The 24,215-nt window shown below is 73.8% G+C and carries 19 protein-coding genes and 2 tRNA genes; 10 read left to right on the top strand and 11 right to left on the bottom strand.

Going from position 1 to position 24,215, the window contains the following annotated elements:
* Position 1 precedes the first annotated feature (1 nt).
* Positions 2-295 carry a hypothetical protein gene (locus ACIQWA_RS24585; RefSeq protein WP_402485785.1) on the bottom strand — a complete coding sequence of 98 codons (294 nt, stop codon included), beginning with the start codon at positions 293-295 and terminating at the stop codon, positions 2-4.
* A gap of 281 nt (positions 296-576) precedes the next feature.
* On the opposite strand from ACIQWA_RS24585, the gene ACIQWA_RS24590 reads away from it, so the two are divergent.
* From ACIQWA_RS24590 to ACIQWA_RS24600, 3 genes are all read left to right on the top strand, one after another.
* A complete protein-coding gene (locus ACIQWA_RS24590; RefSeq protein ID WP_360240830.1) occupies positions 577-933 on the top strand; it encodes a hypothetical protein in 357 nt (118 codons plus the stop codon).
* Between the two features lie 28 nt (positions 934-961).
* A complete protein-coding gene (locus ACIQWA_RS24595) occupies positions 962-1,615 on the top strand; it encodes a bifunctional DNA primase/polymerase (protein WP_360240827.1) in 654 nt (217 codons plus the stop codon).
* Positions 1,616-1,683: 68 nt separating this feature from the next.
* Positions 1,684-1,757: transfer RNA gene (locus ACIQWA_RS24600), tRNA-Lys, on the top strand.
* Positions 1,758-1,906: 149 nt separating this feature from the next.
* Here ACIQWA_RS24600 and pgi read toward each other — a convergent pair.
* Together pgi and ACIQWA_RS24610 are read right to left on the bottom strand one after the other, a co-directional pair.
* The gene (gene pgi, locus ACIQWA_RS24605) at positions 1,907-3,568 is read right to left on the bottom strand and encodes a glucose-6-phosphate isomerase (protein ID WP_402485789.1); all 1,662 of its coding nucleotides are present in this window, start codon (positions 3,566-3,568) and stop codon (positions 1,907-1,909) included.
* 242 nt (positions 3,569-3,810) lie between these two features.
* A complete protein-coding gene (locus tag ACIQWA_RS24610) occupies positions 3,811-5,394 on the bottom strand; it encodes a Na+/H+ antiporter (RefSeq protein ID WP_360240821.1) in 1,584 nt (527 codons plus the stop codon).
* A 217-nt stretch (positions 5,395-5,611) separates the two neighbouring features.
* Between ACIQWA_RS24610 and ACIQWA_RS24615 the strand changes: the two genes are divergently transcribed.
* The 4 genes from ACIQWA_RS24615 to ACIQWA_RS24630 all read left to right on the top strand — a co-directional run bounded on the left by ACIQWA_RS24615 (position 5,612) and on the right by ACIQWA_RS24630 (position 8,427).
* Positions 5,612-6,520 (top strand): NADP-dependent oxidoreductase, encoded by a 909-nt coding sequence (locus ACIQWA_RS24615; protein WP_402485793.1) that lies wholly within the window; start codon positions 5,612-5,614, stop codon positions 6,518-6,520.
* Between the two features lie 61 nt (positions 6,521-6,581).
* Positions 6,582-6,655 (top strand) — tRNA-Lys (locus tag ACIQWA_RS24620).
* 156 nt (positions 6,656-6,811) lie between these two features.
* Positions 6,812-7,798: a GlxA family transcriptional regulator gene (locus ACIQWA_RS24625; protein ID WP_402485796.1), complete on the top strand. Its 987-nt coding sequence runs from the start codon at positions 6,812-6,814 to the stop codon at positions 7,796-7,798.
* Positions 7,798-8,427: a DJ-1/PfpI family protein gene (locus ACIQWA_RS24630; protein WP_402485799.1), complete on the top strand. Its 630-nt coding sequence runs from the start codon at positions 7,798-7,800 to the stop codon at positions 8,425-8,427. Before ACIQWA_RS24625 ends, ACIQWA_RS24630 begins: the two co-directional genes overlap by 1 nt.
* 104 nt (positions 8,428-8,531) lie before the next feature.
* Here the strand turns inward: ACIQWA_RS24630 and ACIQWA_RS24635 are convergent, their stop codons facing one another.
* Positions 8,532-10,193: a chitinase gene (locus ACIQWA_RS24635; protein ID WP_402485802.1), complete on the bottom strand. Its 1,662-nt coding sequence runs from the start codon at positions 10,191-10,193 to the stop codon at positions 8,532-8,534.
* Positions 10,194-10,397: 204 nt separating this feature from the next.
* Between ACIQWA_RS24635 and ACIQWA_RS24640 the strand changes: the two genes are divergently transcribed.
* Positions 10,398-13,607, top strand: coding sequence for a S41 family peptidase (locus ACIQWA_RS24640; RefSeq protein WP_402485805.1), 3,210 nt, complete (start codon positions 10,398-10,400; stop codon positions 13,605-13,607).
* 72 nt (positions 13,608-13,679) lie between these two features.
* On the opposite strand, the gene ACIQWA_RS24645 is transcribed toward ACIQWA_RS24640, so the two are convergent.
* A complete protein-coding gene (locus tag ACIQWA_RS24645; protein WP_402485807.1) occupies positions 13,680-13,892 on the bottom strand; it encodes a hypothetical protein in 213 nt (70 codons plus the stop codon).
* A 140-nt stretch (positions 13,893-14,032) separates the two neighbouring features.
* Here ACIQWA_RS24645 and ACIQWA_RS24650 point away from each other — a divergent pair, with 140 nt between their 5' ends.
* The gene (locus ACIQWA_RS24650) at positions 14,033-14,812 is read left to right on the top strand and encodes a phosphoribosyl-dephospho-CoA transferase MdcG domain-containing protein (protein ID WP_402485810.1); all 780 of its coding nucleotides are present in this window, start codon (positions 14,033-14,035) and stop codon (positions 14,810-14,812) included.
* A gap of 10 nt (positions 14,813-14,822) precedes the next feature.
* Here the strand turns inward: ACIQWA_RS24650 and ACIQWA_RS24655 are convergent, their stop codons facing one another.
* From ACIQWA_RS24655 to snpA (ACIQWA_RS24670), 4 genes are all read right to left on the bottom strand, one after another.
* Positions 14,823-16,883 carry a phosphocholine-specific phospholipase C gene (locus ACIQWA_RS24655; RefSeq protein WP_402485813.1) on the bottom strand — a complete coding sequence of 687 codons (2,061 nt, stop codon included), beginning with the start codon at positions 16,881-16,883 and terminating at the stop codon, positions 14,823-14,825.
* Between the two features lie 192 nt (positions 16,884-17,075).
* Positions 17,076-17,735 carry a pentapeptide repeat-containing protein gene (locus ACIQWA_RS24660; RefSeq protein ID WP_402485816.1) on the bottom strand — a complete coding sequence of 220 codons (660 nt, stop codon included), beginning with the start codon at positions 17,733-17,735 and terminating at the stop codon, positions 17,076-17,078.
* 145 nt (positions 17,736-17,880) lie between these two features.
* Positions 17,881-18,504 (bottom strand): snapalysin, encoded by a 624-nt coding sequence (gene snpA / locus ACIQWA_RS24665; RefSeq protein ID WP_402485819.1) that lies wholly within the window; start codon positions 18,502-18,504, stop codon positions 17,881-17,883.
* Positions 18,505-18,836: 332 nt separating this feature from the next.
* A complete protein-coding gene (gene snpA, locus ACIQWA_RS24670; RefSeq protein WP_402485822.1) occupies positions 18,837-19,490 on the bottom strand; it encodes a snapalysin in 654 nt (217 codons plus the stop codon).
* 252 nt (positions 19,491-19,742) lie between these two features.
* Between snpA (ACIQWA_RS24670) and ACIQWA_RS24675 the strand changes: the two genes are divergently transcribed.
* Positions 19,743-20,747 carry a LysR family transcriptional regulator gene (locus ACIQWA_RS24675; protein ID WP_402486233.1) on the top strand — a complete coding sequence of 335 codons (1,005 nt, stop codon included), beginning with the start codon at positions 19,743-19,745 and terminating at the stop codon, positions 20,745-20,747.
* 27 nt (positions 20,748-20,774) lie between these two features.
* Here ACIQWA_RS24675 and ACIQWA_RS24680 read toward each other — a convergent pair whose 3' ends face one another.
* Positions 20,775-21,974 (bottom strand): low temperature requirement protein A, encoded by a 1,200-nt coding sequence (locus ACIQWA_RS24680; RefSeq protein WP_402485825.1) that lies wholly within the window; start codon positions 21,972-21,974, stop codon positions 20,775-20,777.
* Positions 21,975-22,461: 487 nt separating this feature from the next.
* A complete protein-coding gene (locus ACIQWA_RS24685; RefSeq protein ID WP_360240780.1) occupies positions 22,462-24,168 on the bottom strand; it encodes an ABC transporter family substrate-binding protein in 1,707 nt (568 codons plus the stop codon).
* Positions 24,169-24,215 lie beyond the last annotated feature (47 nt).

Consider the following 24,215-nt stretch of genomic DNA (forward strand, 5'->3'; position numbering starts at 1 on the left):
GTCAGTCCTCGGTCTCGCAGACCGCGAAGGCCACCACGGACCCGTGCGCGGCCTGGGCGCTCCAGCCGGTGGCGTCGGCGGTCGGCCCGCTGGCGCGCACCGGCCCGTCGGCGTCGGGCTGGAGCCGGTAGCCGCCGCCGGTGAGGTGGGTGCCGCTCGGGCAGGTGGCCGTGGAGGTGCCGCCCGGGCTGCTGGGCGGCCCGGTGACGACCTTGGCCGTCTCCGCCGCGGCGGCGGGGGCGGCCGGGGCGAGGAGGGCGGCGGCCAGCAGGAGGCCGGTGGACAGTGCGCGCATGGTGGTGCTCCCGGTTCGATGGGCGGTTCTCGGTTCGGTTCTCAGCGGACGGTTCCCGGTCCGGTGGGCGGCCGCCGTACCCGGTACAACCGGTTCGCATGCGACCGGGAAGCGCGGCGCCCGGGTCACCGCCCCGGCGCGCGCCCCGGGAATAGCGCCTGCACGCGCACCGTTCCGCTACCGGCCGCCGCCGCGAGACAATGGACGACGGCCACGATCGGGCGGCGCGACCCGGAGCAGCCCGCCGCCCTCCCTCACCGAGACCCCGGAGGTGTCCGTCCATGCCCGACTCCCCCGCCGAGACGCCCGAGCCCACCAGGCGCCTGCGCCCCGCGCAGCTCCTGTTCGAGCCGCAGGCCACCGAACCGGAGCCGGAACGATTCTTCGATTTGGAGTCGATCGACGACCCCGCCGAACTGCTGCGCCGCTCCACCGAGCTGGCCCTGGCCTTCCGGGCCGCCGCCGACCGGGCCACCGACTTCCAGGCCGTCGCCGCCGCGCAGCTGGCCGACCCGCGCCGGTTCGACGCGCTGTCGGACACCGAGGTCGCCGAGCGGGCGGACTGGACCCCGGACTACGCCGCCAAGATGATCGAGTACGGCCGCGGCCTGCTCCAGCCGCGCCGCCACGAGGACTGACCCCCGCCTCCGAACCGGCCGCTGGCATATGCCAGCGGCGGAGGGTACGCGATCGCCCGTCGCCCTGTCCGGCGAACGGCGCTTTCCACCACACCGGGGGCGCGCACGGCGCAGGCTGCTGGGCGTGGACATCTGGACGCACCAGTCGGTGGAGTACGTCACCGTGGCCGGGGAGGCCTGGCTGGCCTCCGCCAGCGAGTACCCGCGCAGCATGCGCGCCCTCTGGGAGGCCCGCCCGTGGGCGCCCTCCGTACTGCCCTGCGGGCGGGCCTTCGACGTGATCAGCATGCCGTCGCTGTTCGGCCGCCGGGTGCTGGACGAGCTGTGGGCCTCCGGCCCCGGCTGCGGCCCGGTCGCGGCCTGTCGCGGGCGCACCCTGCTGTTCGTCCGGCCCGGTGCGGCGCCCCGGCTGCGCCGGCTGCTGGCCTGGGAGGAGTGGGCCCGGGACGTGCCGCCGCTGCTGTGCCACGGCAAGGGCGACGCGGTGACCGTCCCGCCGCTGCAGCGGATGGTGCACGGCCCGGACTCCCCCGGCCGGGGCACCGGCCGCTGGATCGTCGCCCCGGAGGAGCGGGAGCCCTGGCTGCCCGGGGCCTCGGTGGTGCTGTGGGCCTGTGTGCGGGCGGCGCGCGAGCCCGGCCCCGGCGTCCCGGCCGAGCCGGTCCTGGTGACCCGGGGGTGAACGGAGGGCGGCCGGTATTCGATTTTGGCTCGGCCGCCGGCCGCTGCTACAGTTTTCTCTGTCAGCAGGCGCCGCTAGCTCAGTTGGTTAGAGCAGCTGACTCTTAATCAGCGGGTCCGGGGTTCGAGTCCCTGGCGGCGCACAGACAGCCGGAAGGCCCCCTGCGAAAGCAGGGGGCCTTCCGGCGTTTCCGCACCGCAAACCTCGCGAACCTCGCGGACCCCGCGAACCTCGCGAGCCCGAACGGGCAGCGCCGGGCCGCCCGCCGGAGCGGACGGCCCGGCCCCGGGCTCAGCGGCCGCGCAGCGCGCGGTAGCGGGCGACCAGCGCGGCGGTGGAGCTGTCCAGCTGCACGTCGCCCTCACCGGTGAGCAGCACCGGCTCGATCCGCTTGGCGAGCACCTTGCCCAGCTCGACGCCCCACTGGTCGAAGGAGTCGATGTTCCAGATCGCGCCCTGGACGAACACCTTGTGCTCGTACAGCGCGACCAGCTGGCCGAGCACCGACGGGGTCAGCTCGGCGGCCAGGATGGTGGTGGTCGGGTGGTTGCCCCTGAAGGTCTTGTGCGGGACGAGCTCGGCCGGCACGCCCTCGGCGGCGACCTCCTCCGGGGTCTTGCCGAAGGCCAGCGCCTGGGTCTGGGCGAAGAAGTTGGCCAGCAGCAGGTCGTGCTGGGCGACCAGGCGGTCGGGCAGGTCGGCGACCGGGCGGGCGAAGCCGATGAAGTCGGCCGGGATCACCTTGGTGCCCTGGTGCAGCAGCTGGTAGTAGGCGTGCTGGCCGTTGGTGCCGGGGGTGCCCCAGACCACCGGGCCGGTCTGCCAGCCGACCGGGGTGCCGTCGCGGGACACCGACTTGCCGTTGGACTCCATGTCCAGCTGCTGGAGGTAGGCGGTGAACTTGGACAGGTAGTGCGAGTACGGCAGCACCGCGTGCGCCTGGGCGTCGAAGAACGAGCCGTACCAGACGCCCAGCAGGCCGAGCAGCAGCGGGACGTTCTGCTCCGGCGGGGCGGTGCGGAAGTGCTCGTCGACCAGGTGGAAGCCGTCCAGCATCTCGCGGAAGGCGTCCGGGCCGATGGCGATCATCAGCGAGAGGCCGATCGCCGAGTCGTAGGAGTAGCGGCCGCCGACCCAGTCCCAGAACTCGAACATGTTGGCGGTGTCGATGCCGAAGTCCTGCACGCCCTGGGCGTTGGTGGACAGCGCGACGAAGTGCTTGGCCACCGCCTCGGTGCCGGCGCCCAGGCCGTCGAGCAGCCAGGCGCGGGCGGAGATCGCGTTGGTGATGGTCTCGATGGTGGTGAAGGTCTTCGAGGCCACGATGAACAGGGTCTCGGCCGGGTCGAGGTCCCGGACCGCCTCGTGCAGGTCGGCGCCGTCCACGTTGGAGACGAAGCGGACCGCCAGGTCGCGCTTGCCGAAGGAGCGCAGCACCTCGTAGGCCATCGCCGGGCCGAGGTCGGAGCCGCCGATGCCGATGTTGACCACGGTGCGGATGGGCTTGCCGGTGTGGCCCTTCCACTCGCCGCTGCGGACCCGGTCGGCGAAGGCGGCCATCTTGTCCAGGACGGCGTGCACGGCGGGGACGACGTTCACGCCGTCCACCTCGACGACGGCGCCGCGCGGGGCGCGCAGCGCAGTGTGCAGGACGGCCCGCTGCTCGGTGATGTTGATCTTCTCGCCGCGGAACATGGCGTCCCGCAGCTCGGCCACGCCGGTGGCGGCGGCGAGTTCGCGCAGCAGCTCCAGCGTCTCGTCGGTGACCAGGTGCTTGGCGTAGTCCACGTGCAGGTCGCCGACCTGGAGCGTGTGGGTGCGGCCGCGCTCGGGGTCGGCGGCGAACAGCTCGCGCAGGTGGGTCTCGCCCAGCTCGGCCCGGTGCTTGGCCAGGGCGGCCCACTGCGGGGTGCGGTCGAGCGGGGTGCGGGCGTCGGCGCGGGTCTCCGACATCGGTGGGTCCTCGATTCATCTGGGTGCAGAAACCGGCAGGGCCAGGCGTGGGGCCGGTCGTCGTCGAGCGGCTTCGCGAGGTCGTTGCGGTACGGGTGGTGCGCCGACTCCGTTGACGGCCTGCCCGGGTTCAGCCTATGCAACTCCGGAGGGGGTGGCGCACATTCCGGCCGGTCGGAGGCCGTGCCGCCGACCGGCCGGACTGCCCGTCACTTCCGTTGCACCCGCCGCTCGCGCCCCGTTCACTTCCGCTCGGAGCGCAGGTCCAGTCCGCGCAGCACGTGGTCCACCAGCTCCGGGTCGGCGCCGAGCTCGCTGCGGGCGACCAGCATCTCGCGGCGGGAGGCGGCGATCATCTCCTGCTCGACCTCGGCGGCGGCCCGCCACTGGGCGATCCGCTGCTTCGCCTCGGCGGCCTCCTCCTCGGCGTAGTTCTCCGGGCAGAGCCGGGCCAGCCGGTCGTGCTGACGGTCCCGCAGCCGGTCGGCGACCTCGGCCGGCAGCCGGTCCTGCTCCTCCAGTTCGCCGAGCCGCGCCAGCCCGGCCTTGGCGGCGCGCCACCACAGCTGACGCACGGCCTGTTCGTGCGCGTCCTGGTCGATGTCCAGGTGCAGGCGCTTGGCCAGCCAGGGCAGGGTCAGGCCCTGCACCAGCAGGGTGAACAGCACCACGCTGAACGCGATGAACACCAGCCGGCCGCGCTCCGGGAAGTCGGCGCCGGAGTGCAGGGTGAGCGGGATGGCCAGGGCCAGGGCGACGGTGGCCACCCCGCGCATGCCGGACCACCAGAGCACCACGCTCTCCCGCCAGCTGAACGGGGTGTCCTCCTCGTCGCCCTTGCGCAGCCTCCTCGACAGCCAGCCGGCCGGCAGCAGCCAGAGCAGCCGGACCGCCACCACGACCGCGATGACCACGGCGGCGTCGCCGAGGAAGCCGGTCCAGCCGCGGCCGGCCTCCTCGAGCACGGTGGCCAGCTCCAGGCCGATCAGCCCGAAGGCGACGCCGGTGATCAGGATCTCGACCACCTCCCAGAAGGCGTTGCCGACCAGCCGGTAGGAGACGGCGTCCGCGTCGGAGGCCCGCTCGGCGAGGTAGAGCGCGCAGACCACGACGGCGAGCACGCCGGAGCCGTGGATCTCCTCGGCGAGGGTGTAGGCGGCGAAGGGCACCAGCAGGTTGAGCGCGACCTGCTGGGTCGGGTCGTCCAGGCGCTCGGCGAGCTTGGCGTTCACCCAGCCCAGCACCACGCCGACGACCACCGCGAGCACGGCGGACAGCACGAAGCGCAGCACGGCGTGGCCGACCGAGAAGTCGCCGCTGACCACGGCCTCGATGGCGAGCGAGTAGATGACGATCGCGGTGACGTCGTTGAACAGGCCCTCGCTCTCCAGGATCGCCACCAGCCGGCGGGGCAGGCCGATGCTGCCGGCCACCGCGACGGCGGCCACCGGGTCGGGCGGGGAGACCAGCGCGCCGACCGCGATCGCGGCGGCGAGCGGCAGCGCGGGCAGCAGCCAGTGCACGGTGCCGGCCACCGCGATCGTGGTGACCACCACCAGGGCGACGGCCAGCAGCAGGATCGAGCGGGCGTTGGCCTTGAAGTAGCGGACGCTGGAGCGGCGGGCGACGGCGAAGATCAGCGGCGGCAGGACCAGCGGGAGGATCAGCTCGGGCTCGATCTTGACGTCCGGGATCTGCGGGACGATCGCCATGACGATGCCGAGCAGGGTCATCAGCACCGGTTGCGGCACGCCCGTCCGCCGGGCGAGGGGCATGGTCACCACGGAGGCGAGCAGCACCAGGAAGAACAGGGGCAGCTGACCCACGGGGAGGTTCCTCTCGACGACGGACGGCTGAGCGCCGCCCAGGATAAATCTGACAATGCGCCCATTCGCGGGGACACGCCGAACGGACGCTTGACCTCAAGCGCACTTCACGTCCGAGGATCGGGGGGTCCGCGAGAGTCGGCGAGCGCCGGCCAGCGGCGGCGAAAGTCCGCGAGAGTCGGCGAGGATCAGCGGGATCCGGCGAGAGGAGCACCCCATGAAGGCGGTCACCGTACCGAGGTCCGGCGGTCCCGAGGTCCTGCGGGTCACCGAGGTGGCGGACCCGGAACCCGGCCCGGGAGAGGTCCGGGTGCGGGTGTACGCCGCCGCGGTCCAGCCGGTGGACCTCGCGATCCGGGAGGGCTTCCGCCCGCCGGGGCTGGTGGCCGAGGAGCCGTTCGTCCTGGGCAACGAGTTCGCCGGGGTGGTGGACCGGCTCGGGCCGGGCGCCGGGAACTGGCGGGTCGGCGACGAGGTGCTGGGCTTCCGGGTGCTGGGCTGCCAGGCCGAGCTAATCACGGTGGACGCCGGCCAGCTGGTGGCCAAGCCCGCCGGGATGCCCTGGGAGCAGGCCGGTGCACTCTCCGCCTCCGGCCAGACCGCCCACGTGGCGCTCGACCTGCTCGGGGTCGGTCCCGGGGACACCGTGCTGGTGCACGGCGCCTCCGGCGGGGTCGGCACCGTCGCCGTCCAGCTGGCCCGCTCCCTGGGGGCCACCGTGATCGGCACCGCGAGCGAGCGCAACCACGAGTACCTGCGCGGACTGGGCGCGATCCCGGTCGCGTACGGCGAGGGGCTGGTCGAGCGGGTCCGGGCGGTCGCGCCGCAGGGGGTGGACGCGGCCTTCGACGCGGCCGGGCGGGGCGCGCTGGCCGCCTCCGTCGAGCTGGTCGCCGACCGGGACCGGATCGGCACCGTGGTCGACTACCCGGAGGCCGAGCGGCTGGGCGTCCGGGGGCTGCGGGGGCCGCGCACCGCCGAGCGGCTGGCCGAGCTGGTCCGGCTGTGGGAGGCGGGCGGGCTGCGGCTGGAGATCGCCGAGACGCTGCCGCTGGAGAAGGCCGCCGAGGCGCACCGGCTGGTCGCCACCGGGCACGTCCGCGGCAAGGTGGTGCTGACCGCCTGAGGCCCTCCGGGCCGATTGTGTGTTTCGGCCGCTGACCAGGTAATGTTCTCCACGTCAGCAGGCGCCGCTAGCTCAGTTGGTTAGAGCAGCTGACTCTTAATCAGCGGGTCCGGGGTTCGAGTCCCTGGCGGCGCACAGACAGCCGAGAGGCCCCTTGCGAGAGCAGGGGGCCTCTCGGCGTTCCGGCGTACCCCCGCGCCCCACCCCCACCCCCGCACCCCCGCGCCCGGTGGCAGGAAAGGTGGGGAACCGGTCATTGCTGCCGTCACCGGCCGGTGACAGGCTGACCGCATGAGAGCGCGCAGCGTGGTCGTCGTCCTCTACGACGACGTGCAGAGCCTGGACGTGACCGGCCCCCTGGAGGTGTTCGCGGGGGCGGGCGCGGCCGCCGGGCAGCCGGGCGCCTACCGGGTGACCACCGCCTCCGCCGGCGGCCGGCCGGTGCGCAGTTCCAGCGGGCTGCGACTGCTGCCGGACGCCGACCTCGCCGAGGTCGGACCGGTGCACACGCTGCTGGTCCCCGGCGGGGTGGCCTTCGAGCACCCGGACGGCGCGCTGGTGGCGCGGATCCGGGAGCTGGCCGACCGGGCCGAGCGGGTGGTGTCGGTGTGCACCGGGGCCTTCCTGCTCGCCGAGGCCGGACTGCTGTCCGGGCGCCGGGCGACCACCCACTGGGCGTACTGCGGGGAGCTGGCCCGCCGGTTCCCGGACGTGACGGTCGACCCGGACCCGATCCACGTGCGGGACGGGCGCATCGCCACCTCGGCCGGGGTCACCGCCGGGATCGACCTGGCCCTGGCCCTGGTCGAGGAGGACCACGGCCGGGACGCCGCGCTGCTGATCGCCCGTCACCTGGTGGTCTTCCTGCGCCGGCCGGGCAACCAGGCCCAGTTCAGCACCCAGCTGGCCGCCCAGGTGGCGGTGCGGCAGCCGCTGCGCGAGGTCCAGCAGTGGATCGCCGAGCACCCCGGGGCGGACCTCTCGGTGGAGGCGCTGGCCCGACGGTCGGCGCTGTCGCCGCGGCACTTCGCCCGGGCCTTCGCCGCCGAGGTGGGGGTGCCCCCGGGCCGTTACGTGGACGGGGTCCGGCTGGAGGCCGCCCGGCGGCTGCTGGAGGACACCGACGACGGCGTCGAGGCGATCGCGCGCTCCTGCGGCTACGGCACCCCGGAGGCGATGCGGCGCGCCTTCGTCCGGACCGTCGCCACCCCGCCCGCCGAGTACCGCCGCCGCTTCCGTTCCCGGCCCGACGGCCGGCCATCCGATGGAGGTCACTGATGCGCATCGCGATCCTGCTCTACCCCGAGTTCACCGGCCTGGACGTGGTCGGCCCGTACGAGGTGCTGTCCCGGATCCCCGGGGCCGAGGTGGTGTTCACCGCCGCGCGGCGCGGCCCGGTCCGCAACGACCTGGGCAGCCTGGCGCTGACCGCGGACGCCGCCCTGGACGAGGTGGACTCCGCCGACCTGCTGCTGGTCCCCGGCGGGCCCGGGACGGAGGCGCAGCTGACCGACGCGGCGGTGCTCGACTGGGTGCGCCGGGTGGACGCGACCACCACCTGGACCACCTCGGTCTGCTCCGGCTCGCTGATCCTCGCCGCCGCGGGCCTGCTGGAGGGCCGCCGGGCCACCAGCCACTGGGGCGTGCTGGACCGCCTGCCCCCGTTCGGCGCGGAGCCCACCGGCACCGAGCGGATCGTGGTCGACGGCAAGTACGCGACCGCGGCCGGGGTCTCGGCCGGGATCGACCTCGCGCTGCGGCTGACCGGCCTGATCGCCGGGGACGGGACCGCGCAGGCGGTCCAGCTGCTCATCGAGTACGACCCGCAGCCGCCGTACGCCGCGGGCTCCCTCGCGAAGGCCTCCCCCGCCGTGGTGGAGGGGGCCAAGCGGCTGCTGGTGCCCTGACGTGCGCCGCGCGGGGTCCGCGTCCGGCGGGCGCGGACCCCGTGGCCGGTCAGCGGCCGGTCAGTGGCCGGTCAGTGGCCGGTCAGCGGCTGGTCAGCGGCTGGTCAGCGGCCGAAGTAGGCGTCGAAGTTCCTGGAGAACTCCCGGCCGCCGAACTGGTCCCAGTTGACCGACCAGGTCATCAGCCCGGCCAGCTTCGGCTGGGCGCCCGAACGCGGCACGTACGTCCCGCAGTTGGCCAGCCTGGTGAGGCAGTCCAGGGCCTTGTCCACCTCGGCCGGGGCGACGTAGCCGTTGCCCGCGTTGGTGGTGGCCGGCATGCCGATGGCGACCTTCGAGGCGGGCAGCGGCGGGAAGACGTTGTTGGCGTTGCCCGCCACCGGGAAGCCGTTGAGCAGCAGGTCGGTCATCGCGACGTGGAAGTCGGCGCCGCCCATCGAGTGGTACTGGTTGTCCAGGCCCATGACGGAGCCGGAGTTGTAGTCCTGGACGTGCAGCAGGGTGAGGTCGTCGCGCAGCGCGTGGATCACCGGCAGGTACGCCCCGGCGCGCGGGTCCTGACCGCCCCAGGGGCCGGATCCGTAGTACTGGTAGCCGAGTTGGACGAAGAAGGTCTCCGGCGCCATGGTCAGCACGAAGCCCGGGCCGTACTTGGCCTTGAGGGTCTTGAGCGCCGAGATCAGGTTGACGATGACCGCGCTCTTCGGGTTCTTGAAGTCGGTGTCGCCGGTGTCGAGGGAGAGCGAGTGGCCCTCGAAGTCGATGTCCAGCCCGTCCAGGCCCCACTTGTCGATGATGGCCGAGACCGAGCTGACGAAGGTGTCCCGGGCGGCGGCGGTGGTCAGCTGGACCTGGCCGTTCTGGCCGCCGATCGAGATCAGCACCTTCTTGCCCTGGGCGCGCTTGGCGGCGATGGCGGCCTTGAAGTCGGCGTCGGACTCGACGGTGGGGCAGTCAGTGGCCGAGCAGCGGTTGAAGCGGATGTCGCCGGAGGTCGGGGAGGTGGGCTCGCCGAAGGAGAGGTCGATGATGTCCCAGGAGTTGGGGACGTCGGCCATCCGGGTGTAGCCCGCGCCGTTGGCGAAGCTGGCGTGCAGGTAGCCGACCAGGGTGTGGTTGCCGGCGGGGGTTCCGGTCGGGGTGCCGGTGGGCGTGCCGGTCGGGGTTCCCGTCGGGGTCCCGGTCGGCGTGGACGTGGGCGTCGGAGTGGGGGTCGGGGTGGGCGTGGGTGTCGGCGTCGGTGTCGGCGTCGGGCTGGGGGCGCCCGGGCCGTCCAGCGAGACGTCGTCCGCGTAGTAGGTGCCCTGCCCGTACCAGCCGTGGGTGTACACGGTGGCGGTGGTCTGGTTGGCGCCGGTGGTGAAGCCGAGGCTGAGCTTCTGGTAGGCGCCGCCGGTGCCGGGCGTCCAGGTGCTGGGGCCGCCGCCGTCGACGCCCAGGTAGACGTAGGAGCCGTTGACCCAGGCGCTGAGCGTGTAGCTGGTGCTGGGGGCGACGGCGACGGTCTGGGAGCACTGGGCGGTGTCGCCCGCGGTGGCCGCGGCGGCGAGCGCGTGGCTGCCGCCGTGCACCGGGCCGGTGACGACGCTGCCGGAGCCGCCGGTGCAGCTCCAGGGGCCGAGCGAGCCGGATTCGAAGCCGCCGTTGACCAGGAACTCGCCGGCCGAGGCGGCGGGCGCCAGGCCGAGCGTGACGCCGACCAGGGTGGCCGCGGCGAGGGCGGCGGCGGTGCCGGCGGCGAGGCCGTTTCTCAGGGTTCTGCGCATGCGGGTGCTCCTGCGGTGGCGCGGTCGTGGGGGACGTCCGAGGGCACGCCGGAGCACGCGCCAGTGGGGGGAACGGCCCGGTCTGGCACCCAAGTTGGACTAGACCACTGAAGTGGATCCGGCCGTGCGCTGTCAATGGTCCAGACCGGTACGGGAGGGCCGTCTCCGGTTGCCGGGGGTGACACCCCGTCGAAGGATGGAGGAGTGACCCCGCCCGGCTACCTCCGCCACCCCCACCTGCACGGCGGCCTGCTCACCTTCACCGCCGAGGACGACGTCTGGATCGCCCCGCTGGAGCCCGGGGCCGCCGCCACCGGCCGGGCCTGGCGGGTCGGCTGCGACCGCACCCGGGTGAGCCACCCCCGCTTCTCCCCCGACGGCACCACCCTCGCCTGGACCAGCTGGCTCGGCCTGACGCCCGAGGTGTGGACCGCCCCGGTCGAGGGCGGCGAGAGCCGCCGGCTCAGCTACTGGGGCAGCCAGGACACCCGGGTGCGCGGCTGGCTGCCGAACGGCGAGGTACTGGCCGTCACCTCCTTCCACGAGCCCTTCGGCCACTACACCTGGGCGCACGCCCTGCCGCCCGACGGCTCCCCCGGCCGCCGGATGCCCTGGGGCCCGGTCGGCGACGCCCAGGTCAGCCGGGACCGGACCGTCCTGCTCACCGGCGCCGCCCCGCACGAGCCCGCCGCCTGGAAGCGCTACCGCGGCGGCGCGATCGGCCGGCTCTGGGTGGACGGCGAGCTGATCCTGCCCGAGCACACCGGACACCTCGCCTCCCCCATGCCGGTCGGCGAGCGGATCGCCTTCCTCTCCGACCACGAGGGCATCGGCAACCTCTACTCCTGCCGCCCCGACGGCACCGACCTGCGCCGGCACACCGACCACGCCTCCTACTACGCCCGCGAGGCCGCCACCGACGGCACCCGGATCGTCTACCAGCACGCCGGAGACCTCTGGCTGCTGGACGGCCTGGACGCCCCCGCCCCGCACCGGCTGCGGGTGCCGCTCGGCGGCGCCCGGGCCGGCCGCCGCCCGTACCAGGTCAGTGCGGCCTCCCAGGTCAAGGACCTCGCCTGCGACCGGACCGGCCGGGCCGGGGTGATCACCGTGCGCGGCAGCCAGTACTGGCTCACCGCCAAGGACGGCCCGGCCCGCGTCCTCGCCGACACCCCCGGGGTCCGCACCCGGCTGCCGGTGGTGCTCGGGCACACCGGCGAGGCGGCCTGGGTCACCGACGCCGAGGGCGCCGACGCGATCGAGGTGATGCCGCTGCCGGGCCACCAGGAGACGGCGGCCCACCGCCACCGGGTGCTCGCCGCCGGCCGGCTCGGAAGGGTCCTGGAGCTCACCGCCGCCCCGGACGGCTCCCGGCTCGCCGCCACCAGCTCGGACGGCCGGCTGCTGTTGGTCTCCGCCGAGGACGGCGCGGTGCGCGAACTGGCCGCCTCCGAGGACGGGCCGGTCGCCGGCGCCCGGTTCTCCCCCGACTCGCACTGGATCGCCTGGTCCCAGCCGGCCGCCGGGCGCTCGCTGCGCCGGATCCGGCTCACCCGCACCGACGCGCCCGCCCCGATCACCGACGTCACGGACGGCCGGTTCGAGGACGAGCAGCCGGTGTTCACCCGGGACGGCCGCTACCTGGCCTTCCTGTCCTGGCGCGGCTTCGACCCCGTCCACGACGTGCACACCGGCGACCTCTCCTTCCCGGTCGGCTGCCGCCCGTACCTCGTCCCGCTCACCGCCGACACCCCCTCCCCGTTCGCCGCGCCCGCCGAGGAGGCCGCCCCGCGCGGGGACGGCGACGGCGACGGCACCGTCCGGGTCGACCCGGCGGGCATCGGCGAGCGGCTGCTCCAGTTCCCGGTGATCGCCTCCAAGTACTCGGCCACCGACGCGGTGCGCGGCGGCCTGGTCTGGCTGCGCTGGCCGATCTCCGGCACCCTCGGGCAGACCTTCGCCAACCCCGACGACACCTCCGGCCGGCCCTCCCTGGAGCACTTCGACCTGGCCCGGGGCACCCGCACCACCCTGGTCGACAAGCTGGACGGCTACGCCGTCTCCGGGGACGGCGGCTCGATCGCGGTCTACTCGGCCGGGACGCTGCGGGTGATCCCGGTCGCCGCCCCCTCCGCCGGGACCAGCGTCGACCTGCGCCGGATCACCCACACCGTGCACCCGGCCGCCGAGTGGCGCCAGGCCTACCACGAGGCGGCCCGGATCGTCCGGGACCAGTTCTGGGACGAGCGGATGTCCGGTCTGGACTGGCCCGCGCTGGTCGCCCAGTACGAGCCGCTGCTGGAACGCGTCTGCTCACCCGACGACTTCGCCGACCTGCTGCGCGAGCTGCTCGGCGAGCTCGGCACCTCGCACGCCTACGTCACCCCCTCCCGGCGCGCCGAGGGCCCCGGCCTCGCCCAGCAGCCGCTCGGCCTGCTCGCCGCCAACGCCCACCGCGCCCCGGACGGCCGCTGGCTGGTCGACCGGGTGCTGCTCGGCGAGTCCTCCGACCCGCGCGCCCGCGCCCCGCTGGCCGCCCAGGGCGTCCGGGACGGCGACGAACTGCTGGAGGTCGGCGGCCGCCCGGTGGACCCGGTGCGCGGTCCGCTGCCCCTGCTGGCCGGCACCGGCGGCACCACCGTCGAACTCGCCCTGCGCAGCGGCCCGGACGGCCCGGTGCGGCGGATCACCGTCACCCCGCTGACCGACGAACGGGCCGTCCGCTACCAGGACTGGGTGGCCAAACGCCGTTCCCTGGTACGGGAGTTCAGCGACGGCCGGTGCGGCTACCTGCACATCCCGGACCTCGGCGGCTCCGGCTGGGCGCAGTTCAACCGGGACCTGCGGCGCGAACTGGACAAACCCGCGCTGGTCCTCGACGTGCGCGGCAACGCCGGCGGCAACGTCTCCGAACTCGTCCTGGAGAAGCTCACCCGGCACGTCCTCGCCTGGGATTTCAGCCGCGGCCGCCGGCCCGTCCGCTGGCCCCGGCACGCCCTGCGCGGCCCGCTGGTCGCGCTCGCGGACGAGGCCACCAGCTCGGACGGGGACGTGATCATCGCGGCGATCAAGCTGCTCGGCCTCGGGCCGGTGATCGGCAACCGGACCTGGGGCGGGGTGGTCGGGATGACCGGGCGGCACACCCTGGGCGACGGCACCCAGATCTCGGTGCCGAAGAACGCCTCCTGGTTCAGCGGCGGGCTCGGCTGGTCGGTGGAGAACCGGGGCGTCGAGCCGGACGTGCACGTGCTGCGCACCCCGCGGGACTGGGCGCGGGGGCGCCACCCGGAGCTGGTCACCGCCGTCCAACTGGCCCTGGAGCTGCTGGAGGACGCCCCGGCGGCGGCGCCCCCGCCGGAGTCCACGCCCCGGCCGGACCTGCGGCGCCCGCCGCTGCCGCCGCGCGAGCGCTGACGGCGGTCCGGGCGGCGGTCCCAGCAGCGGACAGCAGTCCCGGGCGGCGGGCAGCGGTCCCGGCGTCAGACCTCAGTCCCAGGGATCGCCCTCGGCCGTCATGTTCTCGGCGGCCCGCCGGTCGGCCTCCTCCTGGGCGGCCGTCCGCTCCTGCGTCTGCCGGGCCCGTTCGACGTCGTCGCTGTACGCGTCGGCGGCCTCGTCATGGGCGAGCGCGGCCCGCTCGGCGGCTTCCTGGCCGGTGGCCTCGTGCGTCCTGTGGAAGATCCTGTCGAGAATGCCCATGACTCCTCCTCCGAACGGATTACCGGGCTGTCCCCCACTCTCACACCGGGAGTCGGCGGTCGCACGTTGAGCCTTTGGTCCCGGCCCGACGCGCCCAAGGGCCGTAGCCGGGCGGTTCCGGACGGGCGGAGGGTGGCGGTGTGAGGAACTCGACCGAGGAACTGCACGACGGACCGCGCCGCCGGGTCGGCGCCCTGGCCGCGCTGGACGGCCGGCTGCCCGGCACCCACGACCTGCTGCTGATGCAGTGCCCGGGCTCGCTGCGCCCGCCGGCCGGCGGCGAGCTGCCGGACTGGGCCCGGACGGTGCTGCGGGCGCACCCGTGGGTCACCGTCGGCCGGGCGCCCTCGCCGGTCGGCGCCCCGGTGGACGTCCCGCGTGCGCGGCGCTGCACCCGAGGGTGGCCGGCCGCCCCCGAGCACTGGATCCCGGTCACCGTACGCGGCCCGCGCCCCGGACAGCGGCTGGACGCCCTGGCGCCCTGGGCGGCGGTGGCCCGGACGCTGCGGCCCGAGCAGCTGGTCGGCCGGCAGGAGCTGCTGGCCCCCGGGCGGGTCGCCGGGCTCCCGGCGCTGGCCCTGCTGCCGGAGGTCGGCCGGCTGGTCGCGGACCACCGGCTGGCCTGGGGCCCGATCGGCGCGGTCGGCTACGAACTGGGCACCGGCGTCCCGGTGGTCGGCCCGCTCAGCCCGCTGCGGCTGGTCCTGCGCACCCCGCACCCGGTCAGCCGGCGGGACGCGCTGCACCTGCGGCGGGCGCTGAGCAAGCTGCCGGTGCCGGTGCAGGCCGAGCTGGAGACCCGCTACGGCGCGGTGCAGCTCGCCGAGTACGCGGCCGGGCCGCTGACCGTCACCCTGCTGACGCCGTACGGGCCCCGGGAGGTCCACGATCCGTGGTTCCCCCGGGGCCCGTACGTGTGAACCGGGACGGTCAGCCGCTGACGCTGGGCGCGCCCGTCTCCAGGTGGCCGGTGAACCGCTGCGACCAGCTGCTGTCGGCGTCCACCGTGACGGTGAAGTCGTACCAGCCGTTGCTGTAGGCGACCGCGTTGAAGAAGTCGCTGACGCTGCCGCCGGCCGGGACCTGGTACGTCCAGGGCCCGTCCGTGCGGTAGTTGGTGGAGGTGATGGTGAAGGTCATCGGGGCGCTGCCGGTGTTGGCCAGCTTGAAGTAGACGGCGAGCTTGCCGCTGCCCGGCTCGACCGCGTACGAGGCGGTGACGGCCGCGTTCTTGCCCGCCTTGGTGGCGTCGCCCTTGAAGCGGCGCAGGAAGCGGTTGGGGCCGACCACGGTGAGGTCGTACGGGCCGCCGCCGAAGTTGGTGCCGCAGTTGAAGAAGTCGCTGGTGCTGCCGCCCGGGGCGACGGTGTACTGCCAGGGCCCGCCGCTGCGGTAGGCGTTGGCGTAGGCCGCGAAGTGCGCGGACCTCACGGCCGCGGTGCCCGTGTTCGCCATCGCGATCCAGACCTTCATCACCCCGCCCGAGCCGAACTCCAGGTGGTCCAGGTTGGCGTTGGGCTGGTACGGCAGGGCGCGGGCCGGGCGGGTGCCGGGCTCCTGGGCGGGCAGCGCGTTGTCGGCGGGCGAGGGGTTGGGCAGCGGGCCGCAGGTGGCCAGGCCGATGGTCTGCGAGGTGTCGGGCAGCGCGGGCATGCCGTACACCGGGTTGGCGAAGTCGAAGACCGAGGTGAGGTCACCGCAGACCTGGCGGCGCCAGGCGCTGATGTTGGGGCTGGTGGCGGGCGTGCCGAGGGCGGCGGTCCACACCTCCAGGAAGCGCAGCACCGAGGTGTGGTCGAAGGTCTCGGAGTTGACCCAGCCGCCGCGGGTCCACGGGGAGACCGCGATCAGCGGGACGCGGAAGCCGAGGCCGATGTTGGTGGAGTTGTAGAACTCCCCCGGGGTGCCCGCGGGCGCGGCCGGCGGCGGGACGTGATCGAAGAAGCCGTCGTTCTCGTCGTAGTTGATCAGCAGGACGGTGGAGTTGAAGACGTTGGGGTCCGCGTTCAGGGCGTCCATCACCAGGTGGACGAAGTGCGCGCCGTCCTCGGGCGTGGCGTAGGGGTGCTCGGAGGACTGCTGGTCGGCGACGATCCAGGAGACCTGCGGCAGGGTGCCGTTCAGCACGTCGGCGCGGATCGCGGCGGCGATGTCGTCCGGGGTCCGGCCGGTGACCTTGGGCACCGAGCCCATGCCCTTGACGGCCAGCGGGCTGCCGGCCGCGGCGCCGGTGAACTGGCTGAAGTAGGCGAGGGCGTTGTCACCGAAGTTGTCGGCGGCGTTCTGGTAGACCTTCCAGCTGACTCCGGCGGCCTCCAGCGCCTCGGCGTAGGTCTGCCAGCGCAGGTTGGACTCGGAGCCGCCGTCGTAGGCGGGGCCCCCGGCGGTGCCGGCCGGGTCGATCGTGCCGCTCCAGTGGTAGGTGCGGTTGGGGCCGGTCGCGCTCAGCACCGAGCAGTGGTAGGCGTCGCAGATGGTCCAGTTGTCGGCCAGCGCGTAGTGGAACGGGATGTCGCCGCGCCGCAGGTGGCCGAGGGTGCGGACGGTGCCCTTGGCGGACACCCAGGAGTCCATCTTGCCGCCGTTCCAGGCCTTGTGCTGGTCGGACCAGGCGTGCGAGAGGTCTCCGTTGCACTGCGCCTGGGTCTCCGGGGAGCCGCTGGCGCCCGAGGGGTTGAAGGCCCACGGGTACTGGCGGGCGAACAGCCCGTTCGGCTGGTTGAAGACGCTGTAGCCGCCGGAGATCTGGATGGCGGCCCGGTCGGCGAAGCCGCGGACGCCCTTGAGGGTGCCGAAGTAGTGGTCGAAGCTGCGGTTCTCCTGCATCAGGATCACCACGTGCTGCACGTCGGTGATGGTGCCGGTGGTGCTGAGCGTGGTGCTGGAGGCGGCCGCGGCGTCCTCGGCTCCGGCGCCGGCGCCGGCCACCGCGAGGCCGGCCGCGGCGGCGCCGGACAGCGTGACGAACTTTCTACGACTCAACTCGGCCATCAGTCCGGTCCGTCCCTTCACTGGCGATGTTGTGTACACAACTCGGGGCCTTCGATCGCGGAGCAGTCTCCACCGCCACCGGAGCGGGCCACCAGATGCGCGCAGCAGGTTTGTCGGACTGTTCGCCCGGGGGTCACCGAGCGACACCGGGCTGAACGTCAGGCTGATCCGACAGGGAGGATTCGAGTCCGGTCAGCGGTCCTTCACCTCGATGCCCAGCGCCTGGGCGAACTGCGGCGCCAGCTCCAGCAGTTGGGGCGAGCTGATGACCGCCCCGCGCAGCCCCTGGTGGCCGTCCGCCAGCCCGAGCCGGGCGGCTCCGCGCAGGTCCACCTTGCTCAGCACGGCCCCGCGCAGCCGCACCTCCTCCAGCGTCGAGCCGGGGAAGGACACCCCGGTCAGCTTCGCGTCGCCGAAGTCCACGTCGCGCAGCAGGCAGTCCTCGAACACCACGTCCCGCAGCACGGCCGCGCGCAGGTTGACCGCCTCCAGCTTGCAGCCGCGGAACACCACCCGGCGCAGCGCCGAGCCGTGCCCGGCGATCCCGGCCAGCACACCGCCGACGAAGGAGCTGTCCTGCCACTCGGTGTCGCTCAGGTCGCAGGCCACCCAGCGGCCGGCCTGCACCCAGACCTCGTTGAACCGGGCCTGGCGCAGCTTGACCCCGCTGAGCGCGACCCCGGTGAAGGCGCACTCCAGGAAGGCCGCCCCGGCGCCCGACTCGTCGGTGCGCTGACCGCCGTCGAAGTGCGCGGTGTCGTACCGCTCGTCGCGGCGCAGCGGGCCGGTGTGCGGGCGCAGCAGCTCGGCGTACGGGAGGTCGGCGAGCTGCTCGGGGACGGAACGGGGCATGGCGGTGGCGCCTCTCGGATCGCGGGCGGACGGGTCTCGCCCGCATGCTCGCACGCCGTACCGACAGTGCGGCCGCACCCGCCCGCGGCGACGCCCCGGCCGGGCCGCTGCGGACGCGGCCGGGCCGGGGCGCTCACGGGTGGCGTCAGCCGCGCGCCCAGAGCGAGTTGACCCGGCTGCGCTCGGTGCCGTTCGGGTACGGGTTGGTGCAGGAGGTGCCGGGGCCGCCGCCCGACATCAGCTCGCTGCACGGGCCGGAGTAGTGGTCCGGCAGACCGAGCACGTGCCCGGTCTCGTGCGCCGTCACCCGGACCGAGTTGTACTGCCGGTTCTGCTGGTAGTCGAGGAAGACGTAGCCGCGCCCGTGCCCGTCGGTGCTGGCGTAGGAGCCGCGGCTGTCGTTGCCCTCGTAGTAGCTGAAGTCGGCGGCCGAGCCGGCCCGCAGCTGGACGTTGCTGACCGAGCTGTTCCAGATCTGCGCGGCGCTGGCGATCTGGTTGCGGAAGGACGGCGCGGAGCTGGCGTCGTAGGTGACCACGACGGTGGCCAGGCCCGGGTTCGCGGCCTGCTTGGCCTTGGCGGAGGCCATCACGGCCTGGAAGAACGCCTGGTTGTCGGCCGCTTCCTGGGCCGAACCGGCGTACGTCGACGCGGTGTAGCCCTGGACGGCCGGGGCGGCCGGGGCGGCGGCGGCCGCGGTGGTGGGCAGCACGGCGAGACCCGCCGCGAGGGCGAGGCCGAGGGTCGCGGACAGCACGGATCGCTTCATGTGGGGGCTCCTGAAGGGGTCCTGGACGTGGGGGTCCGGTCCCGGGTGCCGCAGCCGGGTTGGGGGCCGGCTCGGGGGGCACCTGGCGACCGGGTGTCCCCAGAGCTTCGGGCAGCCCGGCGGCCCGGCGGATGATGTCAACCACCGATAGCCCGGTCCAATACCCCCGGCCCCCACCGGATTCCGGCCGTCTTTTCCTCGTCTTGACCTAGCCATGCCCCTGGCATTCCGTTCCGGGGGCGGCTAGGCTCCGGGGCGGGGAAGTACCCATGCGGCGGGCCGCCCGTTTCCGGCCGGGCGGGCCGCCGCACCCGATTCACTTGCTGGGCAGGTCAGTTGGCCGCCGCCACGCCGTCCGCCCAGAGCGAGTCGACCTGGGCGCTCTCGTTGGCGTCGGGGTGCGCGTTGGTGCAGGACGTACCGGGGCCGTGGCCCGACATCAGCTCACTGCACGGGCCGGAGTAGTCGTCGGGCAGGCCGAGCACGTGTCCCGTCTCGTGGGCGACGATCCGGAGCGAGTAGTACTGCTGGGCCTGCTGGTGGTCGATGAAGATGTAGCCGTGCCCGTGTCCGTCGGTGCTGGCGTACGAGCCGTTCGGGTCGTCGCCCTCGTTGTACGAGAAGTCGCCGGTGCCGCCGCTCGCCTCCTGGAGCCGGACGTTGTGCACCGAGCTGTTCCAGATCTGCGCGGCGTTGGCGATGTCGCCGGCGAAGGAGGGTGCGTTGGAGGCGTCGTAGGTGACGGTGACGGTGGTCAGGCCGGGGTCGGCGGCCCGCTTGGCCTGCACCGAGGCCAGCACGGCCCGGAAGAAGGCCTGGTTGTTCGCGGCCTCCTGGGCCGAACCGGCGTACCTCGACGAGCTGTGGCCGTGGACGGCCGGGGCGGCGGGCGCGGCGGTGGCGGGCGCGGCGACGGCGGTGGCGGGCAGCGCCAGGGCACCGGCGAGGGCCAGGCCCAGGGTCGCGGACAGCAGGGATCGCTTCATGCGGGACTCCGGATTCGCGCGGCGCGCCGGCCCGCCGGGGCCGGTGGGGGCCGGCCGTGCGGCGGCGGCGCGCGGTGGGGGCCGTCCCGGTCGGCGCCGGGGCGGTGCGGTGTCCCCGAGCTTCGACCCGCCCGGGCCTGTCGCGGATGATGTCAACCGGCGATAGTCCGGCCGCATACCGGTGCGCCGCACCGCGGGGATCCGCCGTGCGGTCCGTCGATGTGCGCTTGATTCCCTGTCATGTCCTTGGCGATGTGGCTCGGTGACGTCTATGCTCCCGTCGTGGAGCTCGACGTGAGACACCTCCGGGTGCTGTGCGCGATCGCCGACACCGGCAGCCTCCGCAAGGCCGCGCTCCAGCTCGGCATGACCCAGCCCTCCCTCACCACCCAGCTGCACCGCATCGAACGGGCCATCGGCGGAACCCTGTTCACCCGCGAGCAGACCGGCAGCCGGCCCACCGCACTCGGCCACTCGGTGCTGTCCCGGGCCCGGCCGGTGATCAGCGAGATGGCCGCCCTGGTCGCCGCCGCCCGGCAGGAGGCCCGCGACACCGCGGGGCCCGGCCGGCAGCGCCGGCTGCGGATCGGCAGCGTCGGCAGCCGGGCCGTCGCCGCCTGGCTGCGCCGGGTGCACGAGCGGCTGCCGGACACCGACACCACCATCCACGTCGACATCTCCGCCAGCGCGCTGCTGCGGATGGTCGCCTCCGACCAACTGGACGTGGCCTTCGTGTACGAGAGCGAGGGCTTCCCGCTGCGGGTCCCGCCGGACGCCGAGCACCGGGTGCTGATGGCCCGCGAGCCGCAGTTCGTCGCGCTCGCCGCCGGGCACCCGGCCGCCGCCCGGCCGGTGGTCCACCTCGCCGACCTCGCCGAGGACACCTGGATGGTCGACCCGACCGCCGACCACGAGTACGCCGCGATGCGGCGGGTGTTCAGCGAGGCCGGGCTCAACCCCCGGGTGGTGCAGGTGCGGGACAACACCACCGCCGCCGAATTGGTCGCCTCCGGCGAGGCCGTCCGCCCCTGCCAGCCGACCTCGCTGCCCGGGCCCGGCACGGTGGTCCGCCCGGTGCACGGGGACCCACTGGCCGTCCGGCTGCTGTTCACCTGGCGCCCCCGGGTGCTCAGCCAGCCCGCCCTGGACGCGCTCTACGGCGAACTGCGCGCCGCCTACCTGGATCTGGCCAAGGTCAACCCGGCCTACCTGGACTGGCTGGCCCGGCACGAGCCGGTACTGCTGGAACGCGTCTAGCGCGCCCTCCACCCGGCTCTCCCGGTTCTACCGGCTCTCCCGACTGTGGATCAGCACCCCCACCGCGACCATCAGCGCGCACACCAGGCCCGCCGCCAGCACCCCCGAGCCGCCGAACGCGGTGCAGGCCAGCACCAGCGCGGCCCCGAGCGGCGCCATCGACTGGGCGACCAGCCCGCGCTTGGTGTGCCGGGAGTGCAGGTACCAGACGGTGACCAGGTAGACGGCGGTCGGCACGGTGACCGTCGCGGTGGCGGCCGTCTCGGAGATCTCCGCCTTGTGCGCGGCCGACTCCACCGCCACCTCCAGTCCCGCACCGATCGCCGCCGCCGAGCCGAACACCAGGTAGTGCCCGTAACCCCAGGCGAAGGCCTGCCGGTTGGAGCGCAGGTGGTCGTGGACCGGCCGGGCGAAGTAGATCCACCAGGCCGCGAAGCAGATCAGCAGCCCGCCGACCGCCACCGGCACCAGCCGGCCCAGCCCCTCGTGCTCGTCCACCGCCGACTGCACCGCCACGGTCGCGGCGGCCACCGTCTCGCCGAGCACGATCAGGGTGAACAGTCCGTACCGCTCGGCGATGTGGTGCGGGTGCCAGGAGGTCTGCGCCCGCCGTTCGGCGACCACCGGCACGGCGAGCTCGCACAGCACGCCGATCGGGATGATCACCGGCCGGGCGGCGTCCGGCAGGAACAGCACCACCACCCAGGCGGCCTGGCAGAGCGCGATCCCCGCCGCGTAGCGCAGCGCGACCGTGCGCGCCTCGCCCTGCTCCCCGGCCGCCGCGCGCAGCCACTGGCTGACCATGGCCAGGCGCATCACCACGTAGCCGGTGATCCCCAGCGTCAGGTCCTGGGTCTCGAAGATCCGCGGCACCCCGGCGGCCAGGATCAGCACGCCGGCGATCTGCACCAGGGTGGTGACCCGGTACGGCACGTCGTCGCAGTCGTAGGCGGAGGCGAACCAGGTGAAGTTCATCCAGGCCCACCAGATCGCGAAGAAGGCGATCACGTAGCCGCGCAGGCCCTCGCCGTAGTGCCCGGCGGCGAGGGAGTGGGCGAGTTCGCGACCGGCCTGGCCGACCGCGACCACGAAGCAGAGGTCGAAGAAGAGTTCCAGCGGGGTGGCGACCCGGTGCGGCTCGGCGCGGTCGCGCGGGACCATCCGGCGAACCGGGGGCGGGTCGACGTGCGGGGCTCGGGGTGCCTCGGCGGCGTGGTCACTGGCCATCGGTGCTGCTCCGGGGGTCGGGGCTGGGCGGAGGCGGCCCGGCTGGGCCCGCCGTCCCGCGCATCCTGGCAGTGGCCGGGGTCCGACGCACGCACCGGCGCGGGCGCGTGCGCCGGTGCGGCAACTCCGTTCGAACCCGGGCGCGATGCCCCGGTATACCCCTTTTCTCCTTGCCGTCAGCGAGAGTTGACGCTCCGGTGCGCGAACTGGGTGACAGCACGGCGGGTTTCCGGGCGCGCCCCGCGCGCTGCGCCGCGACCGGCCCGGCGGCCCCGCTAGATTCGTCCCCGGTTGGAAGCGAGCACGGGCCCCTCGCGGGGCCCCACGACACGGGTGGCCTGCGGGCAACGCGGAAGGTCAAGGCCGGTGGCAGGACAGCGGGGGCGGCGAAGCCGACCCACCCGTGTCCGCACCACCGGCCTCGTGATCACCGCGCTGCTCGCCAGCGCCTGCCGTGCGGTCGCCCTCGCCGCCGCGGCGGCCGGGGTCACTTCTCCCAGCCGACCTTGGTGTAGTCCTCCTGGGCGAGGCCGAAGGCCCCGTAGTTGGCGAGTCCCTTGCGGGTCGCCACCACGGCGGGCCGCTGGTAGAGCTCGACGGTGTGGCCGAGCTCCCAGATCTTCGCGTCCGCCTGGTTGTAGAGCTTCGCGGCCTCCACCGGGTCGACCGTCCCGGCCGCCTTCTTCAGCAGGTCGTCGATCTCCTGGCTGCCCAGGCGGGACGGGTTCTGGAAGGAGTTGTCGCCCACCGGCAGGCGGAAGTTGGTCAGGCTCTTGGAGTTCGGGAAGGAGTCGGTGTTGCGCCAGCTCGCCAGGTCGAACTTGCCCGGGGTCACGTACTTGGAGAAGAAGTCGTTGGCGGCCACCTTGTCCAGGTCGACCTTGACCCCGGCCGCCTGCCACATCGCCGCCGCCGCGGTGGCGAGGTCGAGCTGTGCCTGCGCGGTGCCGTCGCTGAGCACCCAGTGCAGTTCCAGCGGCTTCCCGTCCTTCGTCCGCGGTTGACCGCTGCCGGTCTCCTTCCAACCGGCCTCGTCCAGCCCCTTCTTCGCGGCGGCCAGGTCGAACTTGGCCCAGTCGCCGGAGTTGTCCTGGTAGCCGGCCTGGTTGGGCATGATGATGTGGTTGCCGAGCGGCTTGAACTCGACCGGCACCCCGTTGTTGGCGATCTTGATCAGCGCCGAGCGGTCGAGCGCCCTGCCGAGCGCCTGCCGGACCTTCTGGTCCGCCAGGGCGCCGTTGCCGCCGAAGGAGATGTGCACCTCGTCCCACGGGCTGGCGGAGCGGATCACGGTGTCCTTGGCGTTCTTGAGCTGCCCGTACGCGGCGGCGGTGCTGGCCGAGGCTAGGTCGATCTCGTTGTTGAGGTAGGCCTGGATGCTCGCCGACTTGTCCATCACCCGGAAGGTGATCTTGTCCAGCTTGGGCTTGGTCCCCCACCAGGCCGGGTCCGGGACCAGGCTGAGGGTCTGCGCGGTCTTGTCCGCCGTCCCGATCTTGAACGCGCCCGCGGTGACCGGGATCTTCTCCACCCAGCCCTTGTTGAAGTCGTCCGGGGTCGAGATGGCGGCCGCCGGGATGAGCGGGCGGAACAGGTTCTGCCAGTCCGCGTACGGCTGGGCGAAGGTGACCTTCACCTCGGTCGGGTCCGCGCCCTGCTCGACCGCGGAGATCAGCTCGTAGCCGGACGGGTCGGCGATGTTGTACGCCGGGTCCTTGCCGTTGCTGGTCTGCCAGTCCGCCTTGAAGTCCAGGTAGCTGAGCGGCTTGCCGTCCGACCACTTGGCCTTGGGGTTCAGCTTGTAGGTCACCACCTGCGGCGAGGTCGAGGTGACCTTGGCCTCCACCAGGTAGTTCGGGTTCGGCTGGAAGGTGCCGGAGGCGTCGGTGCCGAACAGGGTCGGCTCCACGGCGCGGATGAGGTTCACCGTGTCGGTGTACGCACCACCGTCCACCTGGAGCGGGTTCCACTGGGTGATCCACTGGTCCAGCTGGAAGCGCACCTCGCCGCCGTCCTTGATCTGGTCCAGCGGCTTGGCGTTGATGTCCTGGGAGTCCTGTCTCGGCGGCTCGCTCTTGGCCACGTTGTCGGCCGAGCCGCCCCCGCCCGAGGTGCACGCGGTGACCGCCAGCGCGACGGCGACGGCGAGAACGGCCGTCCGGCCGAGGCGACGGGCCGTGCTGGAAGCGTCCATGAGGGTCCCCCTGGGGTCGATGGCAGGCGTCGGGCGCGCGCCACGGG

This window comes from Kitasatospora sp. NPDC098652, assembly GCF_044760155.1.
Taxonomy (GTDB): Bacteria; Actinomycetota; Actinomycetes; order Streptomycetales; family Streptomycetaceae; genus Kitasatospora.

What these genes read in the sequence shown, in the direction of transcription:
- ACIQWA_RS24630 (WP_402485799.1), top strand. Translation starts at nt 7,798, where the DNA reads ATGCGCATCGCGATCCTGCTCTACCCCGAGTTCACCGGCCTGGACGTG.
- ACIQWA_RS24660 (WP_402485816.1), bottom strand. Translation starts at nt 17,735, where the DNA reads ATGCCCCGTTCCGTCCCCGAGCAGCTCGCCGACCTCCCGTACGCCGAG.
- ACIQWA_RS24635 (WP_402485802.1), bottom strand. Translation starts at nt 10,193, where the DNA reads ATGCGCAGAACCCTGAGAAACGGCCTCGCCGCCGGCACCGCCGCCGCC.
- ACIQWA_RS24685 (WP_360240780.1), bottom strand. Translation starts at nt 24,168, where the DNA reads ATGGACGCTTCCAGCACGGCCCGTCGCCTCGGCCGGACGGCCGTTCTC.
- ACIQWA_RS24625 (WP_402485796.1), top strand. Translation starts at nt 6,812, where the DNA reads ATGAGAGCGCGCAGCGTGGTCGTCGTCCTCTACGACGACGTGCAGAGC.
- snpA (WP_402485822.1), bottom strand. Translation starts at nt 19,490, where the DNA reads ATGAAGCGATCCCTGCTGTCCGCGACCCTGGGCCTGGCCCTCGCCGGT.
- snpA (WP_402485819.1), bottom strand. Translation starts at nt 18,504, where the DNA reads ATGAAGCGATCCGTGCTGTCCGCGACCCTCGGCCTCGCCCTCGCGGCG.
- ACIQWA_RS24615 (WP_402485793.1), top strand. Translation starts at nt 5,612, where the DNA reads ATGAAGGCGGTCACCGTACCGAGGTCCGGCGGTCCCGAGGTCCTGCGG.
- ACIQWA_RS24655 (WP_402485813.1), bottom strand. Translation starts at nt 16,883, where the DNA reads ATGGCCGAGTTGAGTCGTAGAAAGTTCGTCACGCTGTCCGGCGCCGCC.
- ACIQWA_RS24590 (WP_360240830.1), top strand. Translation starts at nt 577, where the DNA reads ATGCCCGACTCCCCCGCCGAGACGCCCGAGCCCACCAGGCGCCTGCGC.
- ACIQWA_RS24595 (WP_360240827.1), top strand. Translation starts at nt 962, where the DNA reads ATGCCAGCGGCGGAGGGTACGCGATCGCCCGTCGCCCTGTCCGGCGAA.
- ACIQWA_RS24680 (WP_402485825.1), bottom strand. Translation starts at nt 21,974, where the DNA reads ATGGCCAGTGACCACGCCGCCGAGGCACCCCGAGCCCCGCACGTCGAC.
- ACIQWA_RS24585 (WP_402485785.1), bottom strand. Translation starts at nt 295, where the DNA reads ATGCGCGCACTGTCCACCGGCCTCCTGCTGGCCGCCGCCCTCCTCGCC.
- ACIQWA_RS24645 (WP_402485807.1), bottom strand. Translation starts at nt 13,892, where the DNA reads ATGGGCATTCTCGACAGGATCTTCCACAGGACGCACGAGGCCACCGGC.
- pgi (WP_402485789.1), bottom strand. Translation starts at nt 3,568, where the DNA reads ATGTCGGAGACCCGCGCCGACGCCCGCACCCCGCTCGACCGCACCCCG.
- ACIQWA_RS24675 (WP_402486233.1), top strand. Translation starts at nt 19,743, where the DNA reads ATGTGGCTCGGTGACGTCTATGCTCCCGTCGTGGAGCTCGACGTGAGA.